This window comes from Enterobacter sp. UPMP2061, assembly GCF_053709615.1.
The window spans coordinates 351,818-375,464 of record NZ_JBSKJP010000001.1; the positions used below are offsets into that span (position 1 = coordinate 351,818).

Consider the following 23,647-nt stretch of genomic DNA (forward strand, 5'->3'; position numbering starts at 1 on the left):
TCATATAAATGATTTTACGCAGACGGAGCGGAAAGACAGAGTTTATGCATTTTCTCAATGAACGTTGAAAAAACGCTGCTGTTCAGCGATGAACGGCTGTAAAGCATATAGACATGTATTTCGGGCAATTCAAATGGGTCGGCGATCCGTTTTATTTTTAACGTCTCTTTATAGGCTTCATAGATTGATACGGGTATAAAGCCTAACAGATCAGATGAACTGACCATGGAGATAAGCGAAATGATGGAGTCCGTGCGAAAAGCAATATCTCTTTCCGGGAAAAGGTCATTGGCACGATTCTGGAACTCTTTAACGCCCGGGTGCGCACTCTGGTAAAAGGTGAATTTTTCCCGGTATAACGCTTCAAGACTGACCGTATCGGCGAGTCTTGGATGGTTTTCTCGGCAGATTAACGCTATTGGCACCGTGGCAAAGTGAGAACACACCACAGAGCGATTCTTAATTGGGGCAATAGTAAAGATCAGGTCGGCTTTACGGTAGGCGAGCAGGTCCTCTGCGGATTCCGGAGAGATAAGCATATCTCGTTGTTCTATCTCGTAATTTTCCTCTGACATTAGCAGCTTCATTGGTTCGAGCATATAGCCGGGCGACATCATTTGAGAGCAATAGATAACGAACTTTTTCTTGATGTCCGAGTGATGCATCATGTTGATCGTCTGCTCAATTTGGTTGAGATTCTGTTCAAGATGATGATGCAGGTTGGTGCCCACCGTGGTCGGCGTAATTCCCTTACCTGAGCGGATGAACAGGGGGTCATTGAGCTGGCCACGCAGACGTTGCAGCGACTGGCTCACGGCGGATGGCGTGATATAAAGTGTCTCGGCAGCCTTACTGATACTGAGATGTTGGTAAATGCATTCGAAGATGACTAACAGATTGAGATCGAATTTTTTTAGGTCGTAGAGGTTGGCCATGTTTCGTCCTGAGTGTGCTGTGTTTGCTGTCGTTATCACATCATGGAGTACGACAGAGGGAAGTTACCTTTAACAATCCGTGGGGGTAACTCGCTTAATTTAAAAATTAAGTGATCTTAATATATCACGGCTTTGGATTATTGAAACACAACTTCAAGATTTATTAAGATAATTTTATCTTTAAAGTGTGATTGAATTATTTGAATGACAACTGGCATTTATATATAGCGCGGAATTTATAATGAAATTAAATTTATAACGTTTCTGAGGCCTGTTCGATTCTGCCTATCACAACCATAGGCAGGACTATCCCTCTTATGCATTGCTCAATGCGCGCACGGATGCTGTAATCAAACCGCTGTTACGGCCTTGATACAAGGTATGTAGAGCGCAACGCAACGCCAGCTTCGGCTGGCACTGAATGTACCTGCGGGGAATTCAGGTATCAGGGCCGCCCGTTGAGGCGGCCTTTTTACTTTCAGGCTTTCCTGTAAAAGGTTCACCTTGCTGTCTTGTTGCTGTTGTAAGGTTTGGCTGATTGATTTGATAAAGCATACGCATTAGCCCCGATGAACAAAGTTGGTTACCTTACATCTCAACGAAAACACGGAGGAAGTACAGATGTCCTTGATTAACACCAAAATTAAACCTTTCAAAAACCAGGCGTTCAAAAACGGTGAGTTCATCGAAGTGACCGAGAAAGATACCGAAGGCCGCTGGAGCGTGTTCTTCTTCTATCCGGCTGACTTCACCTTCGTTTGCCCGACTGAACTGGGTGACGTGGCAGACCACTACGAAGAACTGCAAAAGCTGGGCGTAGACGTTTACTCTGTGTCTACTGATACCCACTTCACCCACAAAGCGTGGCACAGCAGCTCTGAAACTATCGCGAAAATCAAATACGCGATGATCGGCGACCCGACTGGCGCCCTGACCCGTAACTTCGACAACATGCGTGAAGATGAAGGCCTGGCTGACCGTGCGACCTTCGTTGTTGACCCGCAGGGCATTATCCAGGCTATCGAAGTTACCGCTGAAGGTATCGGCCGTGATGCATCTGACCTGCTGCGCAAAGTGAAAGCGGCTCAGTACGTTGCTTCTCACCCAGGCGAAGTGTGCCCGGCGAAATGGAAAGAAGGCGAAGCGACGCTGGCGCCATCTCTGGACCTGGTTGGCAAGATCTAAGTCTGTAAAACCTGGCGGCGCTGCGCTTGCACAGGCTTACAGTATCGTAGGCCGGGTAAACGAAGTGCCACCCGGCAATCAATGGGCGCACCCGCGCCCATTTCATTCCAGCACCATGATGCAAGTTGCATTCAGGCAGCCCGTATAAGGCGGCTTGCATGATGACGTTTTAAGAGAGGGAAGAATAATGCTCGACACTAACATGAAAACCCAGCTCAAGGCCTACCTTGAGAAACTGACCAAACCTGTTGAGCTGATTGCCACGCTGGACGACAGCGCGAAATCGGCAGAAATCAAAGCACTGCTGACAGAGATTGCTGAGCTGTCGCCGAAAGTGACCTTCAAAGAAGACAACACCCTGGCAGTCCGTAAACCTTCTTTCCTGATCGCCAACCCAGGGTCTGACCAGGGGCCACGTTTCGCGGGTTCTCCGCTGGGGCACGAATTTACGTCCCTGGTGCTGGCGCTGCTGTGGACCGGTGGTCATCCGTCAAAAGAAGCGCAGGCGCTGCTGGAGCAGATCCGCGATATCGACGGTGATTTTGAGTTTGAAACCTATTACTCACTCTCCTGCCACAACTGCCCGGACGTGGTGCAGGCGCTGAACCTGATGTCAGTCCTCAACCCGCGCATTAAGCACACGGCGATTGACGGCGGTACGTTCCAGAACGAAATCACCGAGCGCAACGTGATGGGCGTTCCGGCGGTTTACCTGAATGGTCAGGAGTTCGGCCAGGGGCGTATGACGCTGACCGAAATCGTCGCCAAAGTGGATACTGGCGCAGAAAAACGCGCGGCGGAAGAGTTGAATCAACGCGATGCTTATGACGTGCTGATTGTTGGCTCCGGCCCGGCGGGCGCGGCAGCGGCGGTCTACTCCGCACGTAAAGGGATCCGTACCGGTCTGATGGGCGAGCGTTTCGGTGGTCAGGTTCTGGATACCGTAGACATTGAAAACTACATTTCCGTGCCGAAAACTGAAGGCCAGAAACTGGCCGGGGCGCTGAAGGCGCACGTCAGCGACTACGACGTGGATGTCATTGACAGCCAGAGCGCCAGCAAACTGGTTCCGGCGGCGGTCGAGGGTGGTTTGCACCAGATTGAAACGGCGTCCGGCGCGGTGCTGAAGGCGCGCAGCGTGATCATTGCCACCGGCGCGAAATGGCGCAACATGAACGTCCCGGGCGAAGATCAGTATCGCACCAAAGGCGTGACCTATTGCCCGCACTGTGACGGCCCGCTGTTCAAAGGTAAACGCGTCGCGGTGATCGGCGGCGGTAACTCCGGCGTGGAAGCGGCTATCGATCTGGCGGGAATTGTTGAACACGTTACCCTGCTGGAGTTCGCCCCGGAGATGAAAGCGGACCAGGTGTTGCAGGATAAGGTGCGTAGCCTGAATAACGTCGATATTGTGCTCAATGCCCAGACGACAGAAGTGAAAGGCGACGGCAGCAAAGTGACCGGTCTGGAATACCGTGACCGCGTGAGTGGCGATATCCACAGCGTGGCGCTGGCAGGGATCTTTGTTCAGATTGGCCTGCTGCCAAACACCACCTGGCTGGAAGGCGCGATTGAGCGCAACCGCATGGGCGAGATCATCATTGATGCGAAATGCGAAACCAGCGTGAAGGGCGTGTTTGCGGCGGGCGACTGCACCACCGTGCCGTACAAACAGATCATCATCGCCACTGGCGAAGGTGCGAAAGCGTCGCTGAGCTCGTTTGATTATCTGATCCGCACCAAAACCGCATAATAAAAGAAAGCAAGACGACACCTGCAATGCCAGAGGCCACCAAAAGGTGGCCTCTTTTTTTATCTCACGACCATCACCGGAATGTGGGTGTGGCGGATTACGCTGGAGGCGTTCGACCCCAGCAGGTGAGTGGTGATGGAAGGGTTACGTGAACCAATCACTACCACGTCGGCATTTAATTCTCCCGCCAGCTCATTAACGGCGTCGCGCACGCTACCGAACCGGACGTGGGTTTTGATGCGGGAAGGATCGATGCTGAAGTGCCCGACCATGGTTTGCAGGCGTGTCTCGGCTTCATGCTGTAAATGCTCTTCAAAACGACGCACATCAGCAGCGAAACGATGCAGGCTCAGGCTGGCAGAGCCCGGTAAAACATGCAGAAGATGAATAACTCCGTCCTGCTGCGCGAGAAATTCCGCGTGACGTACAGCCTTATCACTCAGTTCCATTTCGAAAACATCAACCGGCATAATGATTGTTTGATACATAACCGTTTCTCCTTGTTTATAAACGCTGAAATCATTCAACCACAAAATATAAAAGGTTTCTGTAATCCCGACAGCACTTTTTTATCTCGCCAGGATAAATCTCAAAACAGCCGGATTCCGGGGCAGATCCCGAGAGGTAGCTACCCTTTTATAAGCTTACCCACACCCTTTCGGAGGTTGCATGAAAGCTCTCACCTATCACGGTCCACATCATGTTCGGGTCGATAATGTCCCCGATCCGGGCATCGAACAGCCTGACGATATCATCCTGCGCGTAACGGCCACGGCGATCTGTGGTTCTGATTTGCATCTTTATCGCGGAAAAATTCCCAAGGTCCAGCACGGCGATATCTTTGGTCATGAATTTATGGGCGAGGTGGTGGAGTGCGGGAGCGAAGTGAAAAACGTGCAGAAAGGTGACCGGGTGGTGATCCCGTTTGTGATTGCCTGCGGTGACTGCTTCTTTTGCCAGATGCAACAGTACGCGGCCTGCGAAAACACGAACCGCGGGCAGGGCGCGGCGCTGAACAAAAAGCAAATTCCCGCCCCTGCCGCGCTGTTTGGCTACAGCCATCTTTACGGCGGCGTGCCGGGCGGACAGGCGGAGTATGTGCGCGTCCCGAAAGGCAACGTGGGGCCGTTTAAAGTGCCCCAGCTGCTGTCTGACGACAAAGCGCTTTTCCTGTCAGATATTCTGCCTACCGCCTGGCAGGCGGCAAAAAATGCGCAGATCCAGAAAGGCTCCAGCGTCGCCGTATTCGGGGCCGGGCCGGTGGGGTTACTGACCATTGCCTGCGCGCGGCTTCTCGGCGCAGAGCAGATTTTCGTGGTTGACCATCATCCCTATCGACTGCGGTTTGCCCAGGAGCGCTACGGCGCGATCCCGATTAACTTTGATGACGATAACGACGCGGCGGAGAAAATCATTGAGCAAACGGCCGGACAGCGCGGAGTGGATGCGGTGATTGATGCCGTCGGGTTTGAGGCCAAAGGCAGCACCACGGAAACGATCCTCAGTAACCTGAAAATTGAAGGCAGCAGCGGCAAAGCCCTGCGCCAGTGCATTGCTGCGGTGCGGCGCGGCGGCGTGGTCAGCGTGCCGGGCGTGTACGCCGGTTTTATTCACGGCTTCCTGTTTGGCGATGCCTTCGATAAAGGGCTGAGCTTTAAGATGGGGCAGACCCACGTCCATGCCTGGCTGGGAGAGCTGCTGCCGCTCATCGAAAAAGGGCTGCTTACCCCAGAAGATATTGTGACCCACTATCTTCCGCTGGCTGATGCGGAACGCGCCTATAAGATCTTCGAAAAACGGGAGGAGGAGTGCCGCAAGGTGATCCTGGTGCCTGGCGCAGATACCCCGGAGGCAGCGCAGCAGAAAGTGAAGGGACTGGTGAATGCCTTCCCCGGCGGCGTTGTGTGAGGTTCCTCACTCACCAGTGGCGCTCAAGATACAGCACCGCCACGACGAGGATCGCCAGGATGATGAGAAAAACCAGTGTGATAACAAGTATCTCACCCATGACCGTCCCCACGGCACTACAACAGACTAAGCGTGGATTAAGCGGTTTTTGTCCGGTATAGCACAATAGGGTGAATTTGCGGAAAGAGGATGCGGGTGCATCCTCTGTGCAAAGCGGGGTCGCTTGTTCAGAAGGGATTAACGCAGGTAATCGCCAGCGGCTTCGGGCTGGTAGAGCAGCTCAAGCACTTCCAGGTGAGCTGAGGCACAGCCCGGGAGTTCCCAGTGGATGGTATCGCCCGTGCGCAGTCCAAGCAGCGCTGCGCCCACGGGTGCCAGTACCGACAGTTGCGTGCTGCTGTCGGTCATCTGCGCCGGATAGACCAGCGTACGGGTGAGCTCCTCTCCGGTGGTCAGGTTGCGGAACTTCACCTGGCTGTTCATGGTGACCACATCATGCGGCATGGTCTCAGGCGTACACATCTGCGCCCGGTCGAGCTCTTCGTTCAGCGCATCGGCTACCGGCAGCGAGGCGAATTCTGGTTTCTCCAACAGTCGGTCAATACGTTCTGCGTCGAGTTCATTGATGATAATCGTAGGTCTGGACATTTTTACTCCATGTCGTTAATGCTGCGTGTAACGCAGAAACCAATCCAAAAGAAAACCCTCGCCGTCTGGCAGCGAGGGTTTAACTTATCTGATGATACTGTCTGAAACCGTAAGTTTGAAGTGATGAAGGTCACAATCATGCGCCATATGAATTTTTGGCAATAAACCCGGCGTCCCGATTCACGCTGAACGGAAATTTCGTTACGCTGGAAAGACTGAACCCGGGCAATGCGCGTTGCAGCCCCAGCGTAGAGAGAGCGATATGTACTTTTACCAACCGTCTCAGGGGCACGGCCTGCCGCACGACCCGCTGAACGCCATTATCGGTCCACGTCCGATTGGCTGGATCTCATCCTGTGACAAGGCCGGTCAACTGAACCTTGCCCCGTACAGCTTCTTTAACTGCTTTAACTATCGCCCACCGATCATTGGTTTTTCCAGCAACGGCTGGAAGGATAGCGTGCGGAATATTACCGAAACGGGGGAGTTTGTCTGGAACCTCGCAACGCGCGATCTGGCCGAGGCGATGAATGAAACCTCCGCCACGCTCCCTCATGGCGAGGATGAATTTACCTTTGCCGGCCTGACGCCCGTAGCCAGCCAGCTTGTGAGCTCGCCGCGCGTGGCGGAAAGCCCGGTGAATTTCGAGTGTCGATTGTCACAGTGCATTCAGCTTACCGGCGCGGATGGGACACCGATTGATACCTGGCTGGTGCTCGGCGAAGTCGTGGGCGTCCATATCGCCGAGAGTTTGCTGGAAGAGGGGATTTACCAGACCGCGAAAGCGCAGCCCATTCTGCGTGCGGGTGGACCTACAGCCTACTACGCCATCAGTGACAGCCATCGCTTCGACCTGGTACGCCCGGATGCGCGCAGGGGGTGATATGCGCGCAACCCTGTTGCCCGCCGATCAGCAGTTTTTTGCCGATCTGTTGAGCGGCCTGGTGCTCAACCCACAGCAGCTGGGGCGAGTCTGGTTTGCTCAACGTGGCGCGTCTGACGCTGTCGGAAGCGTGAGCCGCGACTGGCCACGGCTTGATGTCGTTCTTCGCGGGGAATATGGCAACAGACTGGTTACCGGGCAGCAGACCCTCTGCCAGGGGGAAATGCTGTTTCTTCCCGCCCAGGCCGCCAGCGTCCCGGTGTTTGAACGACCGGTCATGCTGCTGAGCATTCTTTTTGCGCCGTCGTGGCTGGGGCTGGTGTTTCATGATACCCGTCACGGGCGCTCCGTGCCTGCGCAGCGACACGTTGAGCTTCCTCACCCTGAACGAGGCGAATGTGCTGCGATGCTGATGGCCCTGACGCACCTGAGCGCTTCCCCGCAGGATCAGGCCATTATTCAACCGCTGGTGCTGAGCCTGCTGCACTGGTGCCGGAAAGTGGTGTCGTCGCTGCCTGAACCGGGACTGTCGCGCGGGGATTTTCTCTATCAGAGCATTTGTAACTGGGTGCAGGAAAACTATGCTGAATCCCTGTCGCGGGACAGCGTCGCCGCGCTTTTTAATATTTCGGCTAACCATCTGTCACGCCTGTTCTCCCAACAGGGGACGATGAGTTTTGTGGATTACGTTCGTTGGGTGCGTATGGCGAAGGCGAGAACCATCCTGCAAAAATACCACCTGCCGGTGGGGGAAGTGGCGAAGCGCTGCGGCTATGCCGATAGCGACTATTTTAGCCGTCTGTTCCGGCGCCAGTTTGGCCTGACGCCGGGGGAGTATCGCGCACGCTTTCAGTGACAGTCAGAACGTGATTTCAGCGTTCAGCAGATCCAGGATACTTTGCGGCGTCGTTGCTGCAAACAGCGACTCGCGAAACGTTTTATTGACCAGCTTCCGCGCCAGCTGGGAAAAGACCTTCACGTGATTAATCCCTTCCTGAGCGCCGAGCGTCAGCATGATCACCAGCTCGACGTCGCCCAAATCCGACTCCCAGTCAATCGCCTTGTCCAGGCGTGCAATGCTGATGCTGGAGTGGCGTATCCATTGCGATTTGGTGTGAGGGATCGCCACGCCAAACCCGACGGCGGTGGTGACAATCTCTTCGCGCTGCCAGAGATCTTCTTCAAGTTCGAGCGGGTTTTCGGTCCTGCCATGAATCGCAAGATTTCCGCATAAGAACTGAAGCACCTGCTCTTTTGAGGTCAGCGGCTCATTGACCACGATAGTCTCCAGGGCCAGCAAGGGACGCGGCGGCGCTTCCGGTGTGAAATCCGCCAACAGGGCTTCAATCTCCTCTGCGCTGCGGCTGTCGCAGGCCTTTTCCGCCAGCGCCCGGCAGGTTGCCATGTCCAGCTGACGCAGCTGGGTTTTTACCGCAGGGATGCGCGGCCCGCTCATGCTGAACTCATCTAAGCCCAGACCAAGCAGAAGAGGGAGGTAGCGCTGCTCTCCGCCAAGTTCCCCGCAAATGCCGACCCATTTCCCGTGACGATGCGCTGCGGCGACAATCTGGCGAACCATGCGTAAAAAAGACGGTGTGATGGGGTTATACAGCCCCGAAACGCGCGGGTTGTTGCGATCGACAGCGTAGAGATACTGAGTCATATCGTTCGAGCCGATACTGAAGAAATCCACCTCTTCGCAGAAGTGATCGATGATAAAGCAGACTGAAGGCACTTCAACCATGATCCCCAGCGGCAGGTGCGCGGTGTGACGTAACCCCTGTGAGGCCAGGGCGTCACGAACGTTTTGCAGCTCCTGTTTGATCCATAAAATCTGATCGAGACTGTGCACCATCGGGATCATCAACAGCGCATTGCCGCTCGCGCCTGCGCGTAAGATCGCGCGCAGTTGGGTGCGGAAGAGATCGGCAAATTCGGGATAAATACGAACGGCGCGATAGCCGAGGAACGGGTTTTCTTCCTGGGGAATGTTCAGGTAAGGGATCTGCTTATCGCCGCCGATGTCCATTGTGCGAAAGATGACCGGCTTGCCCTGCGCGGAGAGCAGCACCTGCTGATAGGCTTCGAATTGCTCCTGCTCGTCCGGCGCGGAGTCTCTGTCCATATACAGCATTTCAGTGCGAAACAGCCCGATACCCTGCGCGCCGCAGGTAAACGCCCCGGGCGCTTCCAGCGCGCTGCCGATGTTAGCGGCAATCTCTACCGGTACGTTGTCGCGGGTGAGTGCTGGAAGACCCGCATCTTTGATCTGCTGCTGGTGGCGTCGGTCGGCAAGGCGCTGCGCCACGCTATAGTAATCATTCACCGCGTCGTTGGGTTCAACGACCAGCACGCTACAGATGCCGTCCAGAATGACCTCTTTTCCCATCAACGGCGCCAGCGAGGCGACCGTTAAACCACTCAGCACAGGCACGGAGGCCGCGCGTGCCAGGATCAGCGTATGCGACGTCCGGCCTGTTTTTTCAAGCACCATGCCTTTCAGATACTGCGTGTCGAGGCTGAGAAACTGGCTGGGCGTCAGATCTTCCGCCACCAGAATAGTGGGAGCGCTGAGGGTGAATGCGGAGGTTTGCTGCAACTCCGGCCAGGTAATGTTAAGAAGCTGCTCGCTGATGTCGCGAATATCGCTGACGCGTTCACGCAGGTAGTCGCTGGCGGAGAGCGACAGCTTGTCGCAGATCAGCTCCATATTACGAATGATCGCCTCCGCAAGGCTTAGCCGCTCCTCGGCGATCAGTCGGCGTATGGTGCCGCCAAACTCCTCATCCTGGATCAGCGAAAGATGCGCGCTGAGAATGGTTTTACTCTCGCCGTCCAGCCCGCGCAGACGGTGGTTGAGCTGTTCAGCCAGCGTTGCCAGGCTGTGTTCCAGGCGGGTAATATCTTCCGGTGAGGCGGGGATCTGACAATAACGTTTGAGGTTATCGCTCTGCCAGCCTCGCAGAGTGCCAGCCCCGATGCCACTGGCGAGCGTAATGCCGTGCTGAAGATGGGGAGCAAGCCTTACAAGCGAGCGGGGCAGGGGATGCGCAACGTGCGGCGCGTCGCCGGAAGGAATACTGTCGCTGTCGATAAACGCGCCGGTGAGATACGCCTCCAGCACGCGTCGGGCCTGCTCCTCGTCGCTGCCGTTAATTTCCAGCACGCAGCTGTCATTAAACAGCGTACCGGTACTGATCAGCGCCAGCGAGCTTTTGGCATCCGCGTGAGTGTTAAGCCGTCTGTTGATAAAACGGATGTCGCTGCGCCATGCGCTGCACTGCTCTTTTAACGCCCAGGCCGGACGCGCATGCAGGCCGTTGGGCAGTGGGCAGAAAAATTCAATTGAAAGCATACTTCCTCCTGGCCGCGTGAGATCAGCATCTGAAGTCCGTCAGATGATCCACGGTCTCACGGTTCATGCATGCCACAAGCGCGACAAGCAGTTGTTGGGTGTGATGAATGTCTTTTTCGTCGGCAATGGATGCCGCGCAGTGCCCGTGTCGGGTTGGGGGACCAAGCACAAGAGTCGGCACGCCAGTGCCGGAGAGATGGATCGCCCCGCCGTCCGTTCCGCCGTTGCTGAACATGTCTTTTTGCAGCGGGATCCCTTGCGAGCGCGCGATCGTCTCAGCCAGCGCAATCAGTTTGGCTGGGGCGATGAGCGTTTTGTCGTACAGCACCAGCATCGGGCCCGCACCGATCTGGCGATGGTTGGCGCTGCCATAATCGAAATTTTTTGACCAGCAGGCGGTATCCAGCACCAGCGCGATATCAGGATGAATGGCGCGCGTGGCGGTCTGGCCGCCGCGCAGGCCGACCTCTTCACTTGAGCTGGCCACCAGCCAAAGCTCGCAGTCGAGCGGCGTCTGGTGCAGCTCACGCAGCAGCGCGATCAGCAGGTAACAGCCGAGACGATCGTCGAAGGCTTTACCCATCACCCGATTGTGGGGAAGGGTCTGAAAGGGTGTATCGAACGCCACGCGGTCGCCTGAGTCGATACCGGCGGCGAACACCTCCTCCGCCGACGTCGCGCCAATGTCGACACGTAAATTGTCAACGTTTTCTCCTTTCAGATCCCCATCCAGCAGTCCCGGTATTTTTTCCCCGTTACGCGTGGTGATGCGCACCGGCTGAAGGGTACGGGCCATCATGCGCACGTTGCCGATGGGCAGGACATCAATGGCCCCTTCGCGCGAGACGCTACGCACCATAAAACCGACTTCATCCATATGGGCGCAGACCATCACCTTCGGGCCCCGGCTCTGGTTGACGCGGATAAGCACGGAACCCAGCCCATCAAACTGAACCTCTTTATGGTATTTTTGCGCCTCACTGAGCAGGATGTCGCGCACCTCTTGCTCTGAGGCCGCAATGGCGTCTGCTTCGCTCAGGGCGCGCAGTAAATCTCTGTCCACTCTTGTTCTCCCGTCAGCAATAGCCGTTTGTCGAGGGTATAAAGCACCTCGGCGCCCGTTTCCGTCACCAGCACCACATCTTCAATTCGTACCCCGCCCTGGTGTTCAAGGTAGATCCCCGGTTCAACGGTCAGCACCATGCCGGGCTGCAACGGGGTGCGGTCGGTAGGGGAAAAACGTGGATTTTCATGGACATCAATACCAATGGCATGACCGGTGTTATGCCCGAACTGCGGACCGTAACCTGCACGTTCAATCACGGAACGTGCGGCGCTATCGATCTGATGACAGGAAACGCCGGGGCGGATGGCATCAATGGCCGCCTGTTGTGCCGCCAGAACGATCTGGTACACCGCATAGAGAGGGTGCTCCTCCGGCGGCGTGTTTTGCCCGGCGACAAGAAAGGTCCTTGTCATATCCGAGCAATACCCCTGGTGTCGGGCGCCGAAATCAAGGGTGATCATCTCGCCAGGCATAATCACTTTGTCAGAGGCTTTGCCGTGGGGCAGCGCACCGCGCGGCCCGCTGGCGACAATGGTGTCGAAAGAGGGCTTGTCCGCACCCTCCTGCTTCATAAACCACTCCAGCTCGGCAGCGACTTCACGCTCGCGCATACCGGGCTGAATGAAACGCCGGATGTGCTGTGCGGCGCGGTCGGCAATGCCGCATGCTGCACGGATACGGTCGATTTCGTCAGCGGTTTTTATCTGCCGCAGCGCGTCTAGCGAGGTGCTGCAAAGGGTGGTATTCAGCGTATCGCGCCACAGCACGCCTGTTTGCCAGCTCACGTATTCACCCTCAAAGCCAAGACGGGTAAGATCTTCCTTCGCAATAATCTGATTCACCGCCTGCGCAAACGGGTTCTCCGTGTTAAGCAGGTGCATTTCATAGCCCGCCGCTCGTGAAGCGATATCGCTGTAGTAACGGAAATCCACCAGGATATGTGCCGCGGTTTGTGTCACCAGCACATATCCCGAACCGGTTGAAATGCCCAGGTGCGGCTGTTTATTCTGGCGCGAAGAGATGAGCACGCCGTCCAGTTTTTCCGCAGCCAGCCAGGCATGAAGCCTTCTCAGTAATTCCATGGTTCACCCCGTTACAGCGTGTCGATAGCGAGTTTTCCGCGCTTGTGCAGACTGTTACGAATAATCACGACCAACAGCGCGGTGATCGCCGCCCCGACCACAATACTGAGCATGTACGCCCCCAGATTGGTGACCAGCGGCCACGCCCAGATCGCCGATTCAGGGAACCACTGCACGGCACCGAGCGCGGTGGCGGTCATCGCACCCGCGATCGCACCCGCCATATACGCCGGCAGCGTCGCAAGCGGATTTTCCAGCAGGAACGGGATGGCCCCTTCACTGATGCCCATAAAGGCGAGGAACATGGCCGTTTTGCCTTGCGGATAAAGCTGCGGACTAAACAGTCGTTTGCCGGTCAGACGATGGTCAATCAGCGTGGCCAGCCCCAGACCAATGGGCGGAATAACAATCGCCACGGCGCGGGAGGTGATGGGCAGGACATGATCGGTTGTCAGCCCCAGGCCAACAAATCCCGCCGCTTTGTTAATGGGGCCGCCAAGATCAATCGCCGTGGCCGCCGCCATCCCGATGGCATACATCATGGAGCCCGCCTGACCCGCCGCCAGCAGTACGGTCCGCATACCTGCATTCAGCCAGCCGCCAATCGGCGTGATGATGTAATACATCGCCAGCATCACAAACAGCGCCGAGAGGATTGGGATCAGAAAGGTGCTTTTAAAGGCCAGCAGATACTGCGGTACGTTAATACGGCTATTCAGCCATTTGACCAGATAGCCTGCGGCTATGGCGATAATCAGCGCGCCAATAAACGTGGAGGGCACGGGTTTGGTGGCAAGCCAGGTCAGTTTTTCCGCATCAAAGTTCAGCACCAGCGTCGGCTGCGTGGCGACAAGGCCACCGATAAACCCGGCCGGGAAGGCCAGCTTTCCGCCGATAGAGTTGGCGACAAAGGCGGCAAACATCGGGATGGCGAAGCTGAACAGCAGCCCGCCGAACGATTCGGTCAGATAGCCAAATTTCAATACCGAGAGATTGAAACCGGTGAATTTGCCAGAGTTAAGCGCGTCGAGAATACCGGTGTCAGGCGGGATCTCCAGCCAGACGTAGGCGATGAGCTGTGAAATGGCGAGGATAACCCCGCCCATGATAAGCGTTGGCACCATGCGGGATATCCCCGACATAATGTGCTGTGGAAGCTCTTTCCAGAAAGACGCACCGGCGGCAACCGGTGCGGATTTGATGGCAAGTGTGTCACCCTCGTGACTGTCCGGGCGAACCGCGCTGCGTTTTTTAATAGCCATGACGAAAACCCCTGGGTGTGAGGATTATTATTGTTCTGCTGCAATCATCTCTTCGATCTCTTTCAGGGTGCCTGCCGCGTTTTTAATAGCGTCCTGAAGCGTAATCTCATACACGTCGCGCGTTTCGAAGCGCTCATTGTCTTCCGGGGTGATCGCGATGGCGTGGATAATAATGTCAGCGTCGGCAATATCCTGCGGGGTCAGGCGATTCTGGATCCCGTCCGCGCCCTGGGTTTCAATTTTTACCTCATAACCGGCTTCCGTCGCCGCGTCTTCCAGCGCCTGGGCTGCCATGAAGGTATGTGCCAGGCCCATCGGGCAGGCGCACAGTGCAATCAGTTTTTTAGCCATGTGAAATTCCTCCTGTAGATAACGCCATGATTATGGCGGGGAGGTTTCAGTGATGTTTACCGGATTAATAATGCTTTAGCTGGAAAAATGATGCGTGTGAGCGGAAGTGTGAGGTTAATCGTCATATCACGGAAATCAATGAAAAACCGGGCAAAAAGGTGCCCGGCGCAGCATCAGTAACCGGCTTTATCAATGACAAACTGTTTGCCGCAGTTGCCCGGATGCGGCTGTGGCGCAAAGGAGCCGGCAGAGAGCGGGTTGTTGATGGTGCTGGCGTTCAGCGAGATCTGCATCTCGGTCAGATAAGCCGGATTGCCGTGGCAGGTAAGCTTGAACGCTTTTACGCTCTGTTTCCCCCAGCTTTTGGCCACGGCTGCATCGAAGTCGCTGCGGCGGACGGTTTTGCCATAATTTTCCGCCAGAAATTTTCCTGCCGCGCTGTGCTTCACTTCCTGGTTCATGCGCACCATGGTGCCGAAGTAAGCGTCGGGATCAAAACCAAAGCAGACGCCGTGTTTCGCGTATTCATAACGTTCAAGGCAGGAGTTGCCGCCCGCGCCGGGCATCACGCTGTTCAGCTTCGCCGCGCCGGTTAGCGATAGCCCGGTCTCTGCGGCGTCACATTTGCGGCTGGCTTTTGCTTCCGGCATATTTGGAACCGGACGAGTGGCACAGCCGAAGCGCATCCAGCGGCGTTCATCCACTCCGCGAGCGGCAATAGATTTCGGCAGCGCGGGCCATAAGCCGTGGACGGTCAGAAAATCGGTTTTGTTGCTGCTCTCTTTTTGCAGGCGACACTCTTCCGGTTCGTCACGGTTACGTTCGACCATGCTCTGGCAAAATCCGGTTTGCCAGGAAAGGGCCAGAACGTAGCGATCGAAATCGCCGTACTGGGTTGGCTTAAGCGGATCTGCCTGAATTGAGAAGACACAGAGTGCAAGCGCTACTGCGCCAGACGGGATAACGATATCCTTCCTGAACATTTGCTTTCCTGATTGGTTGGGCGCGATTAATTTCTGGGGGTTATTAAAGCACAAAAAGCGCCCGCAGGCGCTTTTTGGAAATCAGGAATTTCGCTTAGGCAGCGCCGGGAACCAGTACTTCGGTGGCGATAATAACGATAATCAGGCCAACCAGCACTGGCACTGACGTGCGTTTTACCACTTCAAACGGAGAGATTTTCGCCATCCCCGCAACCGCAACCACCACGCCCGATACCGGAGAAATGGTACGACCCAGGTTGGAAGCCTGAAGCATTGGAATGGACAGGTAAGCCGGGTTGATGCCGGAGGAGTGCGCCAGCTTAGGGATCATCTCAACAAAGGCGTAGAACGGCGCGTTACCGGAGCCGGTGGTCATCGCCGCCAGCATGGTCAGCACCACCAGCACCAGCATCAGGATAATGCTGGCCGAGCCGAACGAGGTGGCGATAGAGATCAGGCTCTGAATAAAGCCGATGGTGCTCAGCCCCTGGGCAAACACCCCCGCGGCAACCAGCAGCATCACCACGCCCGCGAAGGCATCCGCCATACCGCGGAAGGCAACTTCCAGACCCGTGAACACTTTCTGGGTGTTAAAACCACGAACGAATTCCAGGATGGCCGCCAGCAGCATACAGATCACCAGGATAGTGATGATGTGCAGCTGCGGGCCCCATTTGCCGTCGAAAATAAGCACGCCAATAATCGGCGTGAAGGGCAGGATGGAATAAAACGCCGGGGCGGTAGTGGTGATTTCGCTGACGTCCATCATTTCGTGGCTGACGTTCTCTTTCTTATCGAGATAGCGCTGCCAGAAGAAATGCGCCACGCCCATGCCGAGAATAGCGGTGATGGAGATCGGTAGTGTGGTTTTGAAGGCGAAGTCAATCAACGACATTTCCGCGGCTTTTGCGGCCAGCACTACGTCACCGGAAGTCGGGGAGAGAATAATCGCCGCCGGAGAGGCGCAAATAGCCGCCGCTGCGCCACGGCTGATCCCGACGTTAACCATTACCGGGAACAACGTTGCCATTAACAGCACACCAAGACCCGTTGCTGAGGAAACGGCTAATGACATCAGACAGGCCAGGAAATAGGCCGCGACCATCAGCAGATAGGGGGAATTAATATATTGCAGCGGCTTAGAAGCCAGCTTTACCACCATATCATTCGCGCCGATATGGGTCATATAGGCAGCAAATCCGCAGAGCATCATGATCATCATGCCCAGATCGCCGCCGCGGCTCATCAGCAGAATTTTTATATATTCCACAATATCGGTAGCGGTATATCCGGTGCTGGCTTCACTGGCGGGTAAAACCTGATGACCCATTAGCGCGCTAATGATCAGCAGCGTCAGGCCGCCGACAAATAGCACGCCGGTGGCTGAGTAACCTTTAATGATGTAGCGTGCTACACCGACAATGACCACGACTCCAATGAGGAGTTCGAGAAAAGTAAGCATGATTTCCCCTGTATCCTTGCTGCCCGAGAGACAAATAATCAATAAAAAAGAAGCTGAAATGTGCCGAATAAATGTCCAGTCCTTGCTGATTAAAATCAAGAAAGAGACTACTAAAGGCACTGATGACGATATTTTTGCTAACCCTGCGTCATTTATATTAAGACGTTATTGACCTGATGAATAGATATTATATGTCATTAAATTGATGGTGAAGTGTTAAGGTTTTGAGTATTACTTGCCGAGAATCGATTTAAAACGTAAATCTCTTTAAAACCACTTCTCTTTCATTCTTTTGCCTGCTTATACTCGGTTCACTTTCTCCTGTCCGACGATCTGAATATGCACGCCAGCTGGACATATCGCCTGCGCTTTATCAAAAAACATCTGCTGATGTTTTTGCTGGCGTTTGGCTGGCTGTTGATCCAGAGTCAGGTGGCCGTCGCCTCCCATCAATGTTCAATGGATTTGCGCGGCGAGGTGGCCACCATCCAGCATATGGAGATGATGGCGCAACCGGGGCCGCATTATGCTGCCGGTGCTTCACCGCTGTGTGAAAAGCATTGTGTGCCGGATCAGGTACAAAAAGATCCTGCCCAGCCGCATCTGGTGGCGCTGCCTGCCGCCATGACCCTGACCTTAACGACCCCAGAGTGCTCATCTGCAAGCCATTCTGCGTGGTCCGTTACCCCTCCTGCTGTGGGGCCGCCGGCAACGATCCGCTACTGCCGGTTTCGGGAGTAAAAACCTGTTAATTCGTTGATTTTATTTACTTAACGTTTAACAGGAGATTTATCATGCGTACTATATTCCTTTCCGCGCTGGTTGGCGCGTCCGTCTCTTTCGCTTCTTATACCGTTCAGGCAAACCAGACCTGGCAGGGCCACGGCGTGGTTCAGTCGATCTCTGACAGCGCCGTCATGCTCCGGCACGAGGCCATACCGGAACTAAAATGGCCAGCAATGACCATGCCGTTTACTTTATCTGCCGGCGCCACGCTGAATGACGCCAAACCAGGGGATGAAGTGACCTTCACGCTTGAGCGTGCGGGTGACGGTTTCCAGATTATCTCGCTGACGCCAGCACGCTAAGCGAGGTCACCATGAAACAACACACACTGAGCCTGTGGCTCGGTGGGGTGTTGTTCGGCCTGTTAACCTCCGCCGCGCAGGCGGAGCCGTGGACGCTCGAACACACCCTGACCGAAGCCCAGCGCTACTCAGCAGAACTCTCCGCCAGCCGTAACGAAGCGCAGGCGCTGGATGCGATGGCGGATTCCGCCACGCAATTACCTGACCCAAAACTGAAATTCGGTATCGAAAACGTGCCGGTACAGGGCAGCAACGATCGGCGGCTGACGCGCGAAGGGATGACCATGCAGAAGGTTGGCATCATGCAAAGCTACGTCAGCTCAGAGAAGCGGGAACGTAAAGCGCAGACCTTTCAGGCGCAGGCGCGAAGCGTGCTGGCAAAATCCGAAGCCGTCCGCGCCGCGCTTCAGCGTGATACCGCCCAGGCCTGGCTGGATCTGGCGCTGGCCCAGCAGGCGCTGAACACGGCCAGAACGCTGGTCCGTGAAACCGAACGCCAGCGGGGCGTGCAGAAGGCGAGCGTCGGGGCGGGAAGCGCCACGCCGGACAGCGTACTGGCCCTGCAAATGATCCTCAGCGCCATGCGCGACAAAGAGACGCTGGCGCAGCGGGATGTGCAGCTGGCGCAAAGCCGTCTGCTGGAGCTTACGGGGCACGCGATTACGGCGGTTCGCGGTCCGCTGCCGCGCTATCAGCGTCTTCCTGCCGATGAAAAAACGTTGCAGGAGGGGATCGTCAGGCACCCGGAAGTGGAGGCCGCACGACGTGAAGCCGAGACCGCGAAAGCGCGTTCAGCGCAATCTGCCGTGGCGGCGATACCCGATGTGGATGTGGAGGTCTATTACGCCCACCGCGCCGAAGGCTATGACGATATGGCTGGCGTGATGTTCAGCGTGGATCTGCCTTTGTTCCAGTCAAAACGTCAGGACAAGGATTACGCCGCCGATGTTTCCCGCTCAATGCAGGCGGTGGATCAACTGACGCTGCTCAAACGTGAACACATTGCCCAGGTGCAAACGCTGGTGGCGCAGTATCAGGCTGCGCAAACGGTGTGGCAGCGTCAGCGGGACGAGGTACTGCCGTTGCAACGTCAACGGCTGGCGGTGCTGACGGCGCAATATCGCTCTGGACAGTCGGCGCTTCCGGCCCTGCTGGAGGCGCGTCGTGGCGTACTGGATACGGAACTGGCGGTGAACCAGGCGGAGCGCGAAATGGCGCGAACCTGGGCTGCCGTGAACTGGCTGATCCCGCAGGAGCTGGCGCAATGAAAAAAATAACGTTAATGGCTATTGCCATCGCGATAGCTGCCGCTGGCGGCTATTTTGTCGGAAAGAAGCAGACGCATCAGCCGGCTGCGGCTGCACAACCCTCTGAACGTAAGGTGCTTTACTGGTACGACCCTATGGTGCCCGGTCAGCGCTTCGATAAGCCGGGTAAATCCCCCTTTATGGATATGGATCTGGTCCCGCGCTACGCCGATGAAGCGCAGGCGGCGTCAGGCGTGGCCATCAGCACTCAACAGCAGCAAAACCTGGGGATGAAAACCGCCAACGTTGAGATGCGCCAGCTGGTTTCGCCGTTCTCGGCCTTTGCCACGGTTGCAACGGATGAACGTAACGTCTCGGTGGTGTCAGCCCCGGCCAATGGCGTGGTGTCAAAATTGTTTGTTAATGCGCCAGAGCAGCAGGTGAAAGCCGGAGAGGCGCTGGCGCAACTGTGGATCCCGCAATGGACCACCGCCCAGCAGGAGTACCTCGCGGTTCGTCAGCTTGGCGATGCCGCATTGACCCGCGCCGCACGCGAGCGGCTGGCGTTGCAGTTTATGCCGGAAGAGGTCATTCGTTTGCTGGAGCGTAGCGGTAAGCCGCAGACCACGCTCACCCTGCGCGCTGACCGGGCGGGCTATGTGGTGAAGCTGGACGTGCGGGAAGGGGCGCAAATCACCGCAACGGCGCCGCTGTTTGAGATCGCCAGCCTCGATCCGGTCTGGCTGGTGGTCGACTACCCGCAAACGCAGGCGCAGTCTCTGGCAGTGGGCAGCTACGTGGTAGCAACGTCAGAAAGCTGGCCGGGGGAGCAATTCCACGGCACGGTCAGCGAATTGCTGCCGCAGATGGAGGCGACCACGCGAACCCTGAAAGCCCGTATCGTGCTGGAAAATACCGCACATAAGCTGAAGCCAGGCATGTACCTCTCCGTCAGGCGTGCGGAAGAGATGAAAGGCCCGCCGGTGCTGGCGGTGCCGGAAGAGGCGGTGATTAACAGCGGAGAGTCTGCGCGTCTGCTGCTGGCCACCGGGGACGGTTATTTCCAGCCTGTGACGGTGACAACCGGCCTGACGGCGCAGGGCTGGACGGCGATCCTGTCCGGGGTCAAAGAGGGCGATAAGGTGGTGACGTCCGGGCAATTCCTCATTGATTCCGAAGCCAGCCTGCGTAGCGTGATGCCGGAGGTGACGCCATGATTGCCGCTGTGATTCGCGCCTCGTTGCGTAACCGCCTGCTGGTGATCCTGGCCGCGCTGATGATGGCCGGCTGGGGCTGGTGGGCGGTGCAGCGCGCGCCGCTGGACGCGTTGCCCGATCTGTCTGATGTGCAGGTCATTATCAAGGCGAGTTACCCCGGAAAAGCGCCGCAGGTGATTGAAGATCAGGTGACCTGGCCGCTGACAACTTCCATGTTGTCTGTGCCGGGCGCTAAAACCGTGCGTGGTTTTTCAATGTTTGGTGACGCTTATGTGTATGTGCTGTTTGAGGATGGCACCGATCTCTACTGGGCGCGATCCCGGGTACTGGAATATTTAAGCCAGGTATAGGCGCAGTTTCCGCCGGGCGTGAAGGTGTCGCTGGGGCCGGATGCGACGGGCGTGGGCTGGATCTACGAATATGCGCTGATCGACCGTAGTGGAAAACACAGCCTGGCAGATCTGCGGGCCCTTCAGGACTGGACGCTTAAGTTCGAGCTTAAGACAGTACCGAATGTATCTGAAGTGGCAAGCATTGGCGGAATGGTGCGTCAGTATCAGATCATGGCGGACCCGGCGAAGATGCGCGCGCTGAATATTACCCACAGCCAGCTATCCGGCGCGGTGCAGGACGCCAATAAAGAGAGCGGCGGCGCCCTGCTGGAGATGGGCGAAGCGGAGTATATGGTGCGGACAACAGGCTATTTGCGCTCGCTGGAGGATTTTCGCAATGTGGTGATCGCCACCCGCGATGGCGTACCTGTTCTGCTGAAAGATGTCGCCACCCTTGGCATTGGCCCGGAGATCCGCCGGGGCGTGGCAGAGCTTAACGGTGAAGGGGAGGTCGCTGGCGGCGTGATCGTGATGCGCTACGGGCAGAATGCGCTGGACACGCTTCGTGCGGTAAAAGCGAAACTGAGCGAGCTTCAAAAAACGCTGCCGCAGGGCGTCGAGATTGTTCCCGTCTACGATCGCTCCACGCTGATTGAGGACTCGGTCAAAACGCTGACGCATAAGCTGCTCGAAGAGTTTGCCGTGGTGGTACTGGTGTGCGCGCTGTTCCTGTTCCACCTGCGCTCCGCGCTGGTGGCGATGGTCTCTCTGCCGCTGGGGATCCTCGGTGCTTTTGTGGTGATGCACTATCAGGGCATTAACGCGAATATGATGTCGCTCGGCGGGATCGCCATTGCCATCGGGGCGATGGTGGATGCGGCAATTGTGATGATTGAAAACATGCACAAGGTGCTGGAGCAGTGGCGGCATGATAATCCGGGCAAGGAGCCCGCGCCGGGGGAATACTGGCGTCTGGCGGAAAAGGCGGCGGTTGAAGTGGGACCGGCGCTGTTTTGCAGCCTGTTAATCATCACGCTGTCATTTATACCGGTTTTTTCGCTGGAAGCGCAGGAGGGGCGAATGTTCTCGCCGCTGGCGTTCACCAAAACCTGGTCGATGGCCGTGGCCGCCGGGCTTGGGATCACCCTGGTGCCGGTGCTAATGGGCTTTTTCATTCGCGGGAGAATCCCGGATGAAAAGGCAAACCCGATCAACCGCCTCCTGATCCGCCTGTATGAGCCGCTGCTGGACAAGGTACTGACCTTCCCGAAAATGACGATGGCACTGGCATGTCTGCTGCTGATCGCCACGCTCTGGCCGCTGAGCCGCCTGGGAAGCGAATTTATGCCGCCGCTGGATGAAGGGGATTTACTCTATATGCCCTCCACGCTGCCGGGGATCTCTGCTCGCGAGGCATCGCGGCTGCTTCAGCAGACGGACCGCTTGATCAAAAGCGTACCGGAGGTCGCGAGTGTGTTTGGCAAAGCCGGTCGCGCGGAGTCGGCAACCGATCCCGCGCCATTAACCATGCTGGAAACAACCATTCACTTTAAGCCCCGCGAGCAGTGGCGGCCAGGAATGACGCCGCAAAAGCTGGTGGAGGCGCTTGATAAAACCGTGTCGCTGCCGGGTATTGCCAATGTGTGGGTGCCGCCTGTCCGTAACCGCCTGGACATGCTGGCAACCGGGATCAAAAGCCCGGTCGGCATTAAGGTGAACGGCAATAATATTGCCGACATTGAGCGTGTGGCCCGGCAGATTGAGCAGGTGGTGAAGGACGTTCCTGGCGTCTCCTCTGCGCTGGCGGAGCGTCTGGAAGGCGGGCGCTATGTGGATATACGTATCGACCGGCAAAAAGCCGCGCGCTACGGCGTTTCCGTCGATGAACTGCAAAGCCTGGTCTCCACGCTGGTCGGGGGGGATAACATTGGCGAGGTGATCCAGGGACGCGAGCGGTATCCCATCAACCTGCGTTATCCCCGCGATTTGCGTGATAACGTCGGCACGTTGCGGGTGTTGCCGGTAGTGACCGCCAGCGGTAACCAGGTGGCGCTGGGGGAATTGGCCGATATCGTCGTGACGGAAGGCCCACCGATGCTAAAAAGTGAAAACGCGCGCCTTTCCAGCTGGATCTATGTGGACTTGCGCGGGCGCGATCTGAAGTCCGCCGTGGATGAAATGCAAAAACGGGTGGAGGAGAAGGTGGTATTGCCGCAGGGCGTGTCTCTCTCCTGGTCCGGGCAGTTTGAATATCTGGAACGGGCGACCGCGACGCTCAAAATAGTTTTACCTGTCACGCTGATGATTATATTCGTCCTTTTATGGTTAACCTTCAGGCGGATATCAAATGTCCTGATAATAATGGGGACATTGCCTTTCGCGCTTATTGGGGGCGTGTGGTTACTGTGGCTGCTTGAATATAATTTGTCAGTGGCGGGGGCCGTTGGCTTTATCGCCCTTTCCGGGGTGGCGGCAGAATTCGGCGTAATTATGGTTCTTTATTTGAATCATGCGCTCGATAAATATCACAGGCTGGAGCCAGAAGGGGGAAATACGGTGCTGATGCGGGCGATCCACGAAGGTGCCGTGCTGCGCGTGCGTCCGAAGGTGATGACGGTCGCCACTATTATGGCAGGACTGCTGCCCATCATGTGGGGGAGTGGGAGTGGTTCGGAGGTGATGCAACGTATTGCCGCGCCGATGATTGGTGGCATGGTAACGGCACCGTTATTGTCGATGTTAGTTATTCCCGCACTCTACAAATTGTTACATCAACGTTAAATATGTCAACTGCATGTGCTTATTCAGGCATGCAGTTTATGTATCCTCAGATTATTCCCAGGAACGGGATGGTAATTAGGAATAACACCCATGCTGTTAAGCGTTCATT

The 23,647-nt window shown here is 56.3% G+C and carries 20 protein-coding genes and 1 pseudogene; 10 read left to right on the forward strand and 11 right to left on the reverse strand.

Translation table 11 applies throughout. The features are described 5' to 3' along the window. Positions 1 to 14: 14 nt before the first annotated feature. A complete protein-coding gene (citR, locus tag ACWKXX_RS01685) occupies positions 15 to 935 on the reverse strand; it encodes a DNA-binding transcriptional repressor CitR (protein ID WP_032620085.1) in 921 nt (306 codons plus the stop codon). A 621-nt stretch (positions 936 to 1,556) separates the two neighbouring features. Between citR and ahpC the strand changes: the two genes are divergently transcribed. Both ahpC and ahpF read left to right on the forward strand, forming a co-directional pair. After that, entirely contained in the window at positions 1,557 to 2,120 is a 564-nt protein-coding gene (gene ahpC / locus ACWKXX_RS01690; RefSeq protein WP_014882974.1) for an alkyl hydroperoxide reductase subunit C, read from the forward strand. Positions 2,121 to 2,307: 187 nt separating this feature from the next. Then, the gene (gene ahpF, locus ACWKXX_RS01695; protein ID WP_022650587.1) at positions 2,308 to 3,873 is read left to right on the forward strand and encodes an alkyl hydroperoxide reductase subunit F; all 1,566 of its coding nucleotides are present in this window, start codon (positions 2,308 to 2,310) and stop codon (positions 3,871 to 3,873) included. A gap of 59 nt (positions 3,874 to 3,932) precedes the next feature. On the opposite strand, the gene uspG is transcribed toward ahpF, so the two are convergent. Next, positions 3,933 to 4,361 carry a universal stress protein UspG gene (gene uspG / locus ACWKXX_RS01700; RefSeq protein ID WP_006809652.1) on the reverse strand — a complete coding sequence of 143 codons (429 nt, stop codon included), beginning with the start codon at positions 4,359 to 4,361 and terminating at the stop codon, positions 3,933 to 3,935. A gap of 181 nt (positions 4,362 to 4,542) precedes the next feature. On the opposite strand from uspG, the gene ACWKXX_RS01705 reads away from it, so the two are divergent. Further along, positions 4,543 to 5,781: a zinc-dependent alcohol dehydrogenase gene (locus ACWKXX_RS01705; protein ID WP_015571156.1), complete on the forward strand. Its 1,239-nt coding sequence runs from the start codon at positions 4,543 to 4,545 to the stop codon at positions 5,779 to 5,781. Between the two features lie 10 nt (positions 5,782 to 5,791). Here the strand turns inward: ACWKXX_RS01705 and yldA are convergent, their stop codons facing one another. Both yldA and rnk read right to left on the reverse strand, forming a co-directional pair. Beyond that, positions 5,792 to 5,881: a small membrane protein YldA gene (yldA, locus tag ACWKXX_RS01710; protein WP_015571155.1), complete on the reverse strand. Its 90-nt coding sequence runs from the start codon at positions 5,879 to 5,881 to the stop codon at positions 5,792 to 5,794. A gap of 137 nt (positions 5,882 to 6,018) precedes the next feature. After that, the gene (gene rnk / locus ACWKXX_RS01715; protein ID WP_261666376.1) at positions 6,019 to 6,429 is read right to left on the reverse strand and encodes a nucleoside diphosphate kinase regulator; all 411 of its coding nucleotides are present in this window, start codon (positions 6,427 to 6,429) and stop codon (positions 6,019 to 6,021) included. 262 nt (positions 6,430 to 6,691) lie between these two features. On the opposite strand from rnk, the gene ACWKXX_RS01720 reads away from it, so the two are divergent. Both ACWKXX_RS01720 and ACWKXX_RS01725 read left to right on the forward strand, forming a co-directional pair. Then, positions 6,692 to 7,312 carry a flavin reductase family protein gene (locus ACWKXX_RS01720; protein ID WP_003858756.1) on the forward strand — a complete coding sequence of 207 codons (621 nt, stop codon included), beginning with the start codon at positions 6,692 to 6,694 and terminating at the stop codon, positions 7,310 to 7,312. Between the two features lies 1 nt (position 7,313). Then, a complete protein-coding gene (locus ACWKXX_RS01725; RefSeq protein ID WP_026094381.1) occupies positions 7,314 to 8,168 on the forward strand; it encodes a helix-turn-helix domain-containing protein in 855 nt (284 codons plus the stop codon). A gap of 3 nt (positions 8,169 to 8,171) precedes the next feature. Here ACWKXX_RS01725 and ptsP read toward each other — a convergent pair whose 3' ends face one another. The 7 genes from ptsP to dcuC all read right to left on the reverse strand — a co-directional run bounded on the left by ptsP (position 8,172) and on the right by dcuC (position 16,873). Then, positions 8,172 to 10,667, reverse strand: coding sequence for a phosphoenolpyruvate--protein phosphotransferase (ptsP, locus tag ACWKXX_RS01730; protein ID WP_047737904.1), 2,496 nt, complete (start codon positions 10,665 to 10,667; stop codon positions 8,172 to 8,174). Positions 10,668 to 10,689: 22 nt separating this feature from the next. Continuing rightward, positions 10,690 to 11,730, reverse strand: a complete 1,041-nt coding sequence (ypdE, locus tag ACWKXX_RS01735) for an aminopeptidase (protein ID WP_261666375.1) — start codon at positions 11,728 to 11,730, stop codon at positions 10,690 to 10,692. Next, positions 11,703 to 12,815 carry an aminopeptidase gene (gene ypdF, locus ACWKXX_RS01740; protein ID WP_261666374.1) on the reverse strand — a complete coding sequence of 371 codons (1,113 nt, stop codon included), beginning with the start codon at positions 12,813 to 12,815 and terminating at the stop codon, positions 11,703 to 11,705. Before ypdF ends, ypdE begins: the two co-directional genes overlap by 28 nt. An 11-nt stretch (positions 12,816 to 12,826) precedes the next feature. Next, positions 12,827 to 14,077, reverse strand: a complete 1,251-nt coding sequence (locus ACWKXX_RS01745; protein ID WP_017382484.1) for a PTS fructose transporter subunit IIC — start codon at positions 14,075 to 14,077, stop codon at positions 12,827 to 12,829. A 27-nt stretch (positions 14,078 to 14,104) separates the two neighbouring features. Beyond that, complete coding sequence (locus ACWKXX_RS01750) at positions 14,105 to 14,428, reverse strand: PTS fructose transporter subunit IIB (RefSeq protein WP_017382483.1); 324 nt, start codon at positions 14,426 to 14,428, stop codon at positions 14,105 to 14,107. 173 nt (positions 14,429 to 14,601) lie between these two features. Continuing rightward, positions 14,602 to 15,411: a ribonuclease I gene (gene rna, locus ACWKXX_RS01755; protein WP_003858741.1), complete on the reverse strand. Its 810-nt coding sequence runs from the start codon at positions 15,409 to 15,411 to the stop codon at positions 14,602 to 14,604. Between the two features lie 94 nt (positions 15,412 to 15,505). Next, positions 15,506 to 16,873, reverse strand: a complete 1,368-nt coding sequence (gene dcuC, locus ACWKXX_RS01760; protein ID WP_017382481.1) for an anaerobic C4-dicarboxylate transporter DcuC — start codon at positions 16,871 to 16,873, stop codon at positions 15,506 to 15,508. A 339-nt stretch (positions 16,874 to 17,212) separates the two neighbouring features. On the opposite strand from dcuC, the gene ACWKXX_RS01765 reads away from it, so the two are divergent. From ACWKXX_RS01765 to ACWKXX_RS01785, 5 genes and pseudogenes are all read left to right on the forward strand, one after another. Further along, positions 17,213 to 17,614, forward strand: a complete 402-nt coding sequence (locus ACWKXX_RS01765) for a hypothetical protein (RefSeq protein ID WP_032620077.1) — start codon at positions 17,213 to 17,215, stop codon at positions 17,612 to 17,614. Positions 17,615 to 17,667: 53 nt separating this feature from the next. Next, positions 17,668 to 17,961, forward strand: a complete 294-nt coding sequence (locus ACWKXX_RS01770; RefSeq protein ID WP_017694319.1) for a copper-binding protein — start codon at positions 17,668 to 17,670, stop codon at positions 17,959 to 17,961. Positions 17,962 to 17,972: 11 nt separating this feature from the next. Further along, the gene (locus ACWKXX_RS01775) at positions 17,973 to 19,229 is read left to right on the forward strand and encodes a TolC family protein (protein ID WP_023303289.1); all 1,257 of its coding nucleotides are present in this window, start codon (positions 17,973 to 17,975) and stop codon (positions 19,227 to 19,229) included. Further along, positions 19,226 to 20,425 (forward strand): efflux RND transporter periplasmic adaptor subunit, encoded by a 1,200-nt coding sequence (locus tag ACWKXX_RS01780; protein WP_261666373.1) that lies wholly within the window; start codon positions 19,226 to 19,228, stop codon positions 20,423 to 20,425. Before ACWKXX_RS01775 ends, ACWKXX_RS01780 begins: the two co-directional genes overlap by 4 nt. Further along, positions 20,422 to 23,538, forward strand: a pseudogene (locus tag ACWKXX_RS01785) (efflux RND transporter permease subunit). The gene ACWKXX_RS01780 and the pseudogene ACWKXX_RS01785 overlap by 4 nt, the downstream one beginning before the upstream one ends. The last annotated feature ends 109 nt before the right edge of the window (positions 23,539 to 23,647 follow it).

Coding starts and splice junctions, on each gene's coding strand:
- dcuC (WP_017382481.1), bottom strand. CDS start 16,873: ATGCTTACTTTTCTCGAACTCCTCATTGGAGTCGTGGTCATTGTCGGT.
- ACWKXX_RS01720 (WP_003858756.1), top strand. CDS start 6,692: ATGTACTTTTACCAACCGTCTCAGGGGCACGGCCTGCCGCACGACCCG.
- ACWKXX_RS01780 (WP_261666373.1), top strand. CDS start 19,226: ATGAAAAAAATAACGTTAATGGCTATTGCCATCGCGATAGCTGCCGCT.
- rna (WP_003858741.1), bottom strand. CDS start 15,411: ATGTTCAGGAAGGATATCGTTATCCCGTCTGGCGCAGTAGCGCTTGCA.
- ACWKXX_RS01725 (WP_026094381.1), top strand. CDS start 7,314: ATGCGCGCAACCCTGTTGCCCGCCGATCAGCAGTTTTTTGCCGATCTG.
- ACWKXX_RS01770 (WP_017694319.1), top strand. CDS start 17,668: ATGCGTACTATATTCCTTTCCGCGCTGGTTGGCGCGTCCGTCTCTTTC.
- rnk (WP_261666376.1), bottom strand. CDS start 6,429: ATGTCCAGACCTACGATTATCATCAATGAACTCGACGCAGAACGTATT.
- citR (WP_032620085.1), bottom strand. CDS start 935: ATGGCCAACCTCTACGACCTAAAAAAATTCGATCTCAATCTGTTAGTC.
- uspG (WP_006809652.1), bottom strand. CDS start 4,361: ATGTATCAAACAATCATTATGCCGGTTGATGTTTTCGAAATGGAACTG.
- ahpC (WP_014882974.1), top strand. CDS start 1,557: ATGTCCTTGATTAACACCAAAATTAAACCTTTCAAAAACCAGGCGTTC.
- ACWKXX_RS01765 (WP_032620077.1), top strand. CDS start 17,213: ATGCACGCCAGCTGGACATATCGCCTGCGCTTTATCAAAAAACATCTG.
- ACWKXX_RS01750 (WP_017382483.1), bottom strand. CDS start 14,428: ATGGCTAAAAAACTGATTGCACTGTGCGCCTGCCCGATGGGCCTGGCA.
- ypdF (WP_261666374.1), bottom strand. CDS start 12,815: ATGGAATTACTGAGAAGGCTTCATGCCTGGCTGGCTGCGGAAAAACTG.
- ACWKXX_RS01775 (WP_023303289.1), top strand. CDS start 17,973: ATGAAACAACACACACTGAGCCTGTGGCTCGGTGGGGTGTTGTTCGGC.
- ACWKXX_RS01705 (WP_015571156.1), top strand. CDS start 4,543: ATGAAAGCTCTCACCTATCACGGTCCACATCATGTTCGGGTCGATAAT.
- ptsP (WP_047737904.1), bottom strand. CDS start 10,667: ATGCTTTCAATTGAATTTTTCTGCCCACTGCCCAACGGCCTGCATGCG.
- ahpF (WP_022650587.1), top strand. CDS start 2,308: ATGCTCGACACTAACATGAAAACCCAGCTCAAGGCCTACCTTGAGAAA.
- ACWKXX_RS01745 (WP_017382484.1), bottom strand. CDS start 14,077: ATGGCTATTAAAAAACGCAGCGCGGTTCGCCCGGACAGTCACGAGGGT.
- yldA (WP_015571155.1), bottom strand. CDS start 5,881: ATGGGTGAGATACTTGTTATCACACTGGTTTTTCTCATCATCCTGGCG.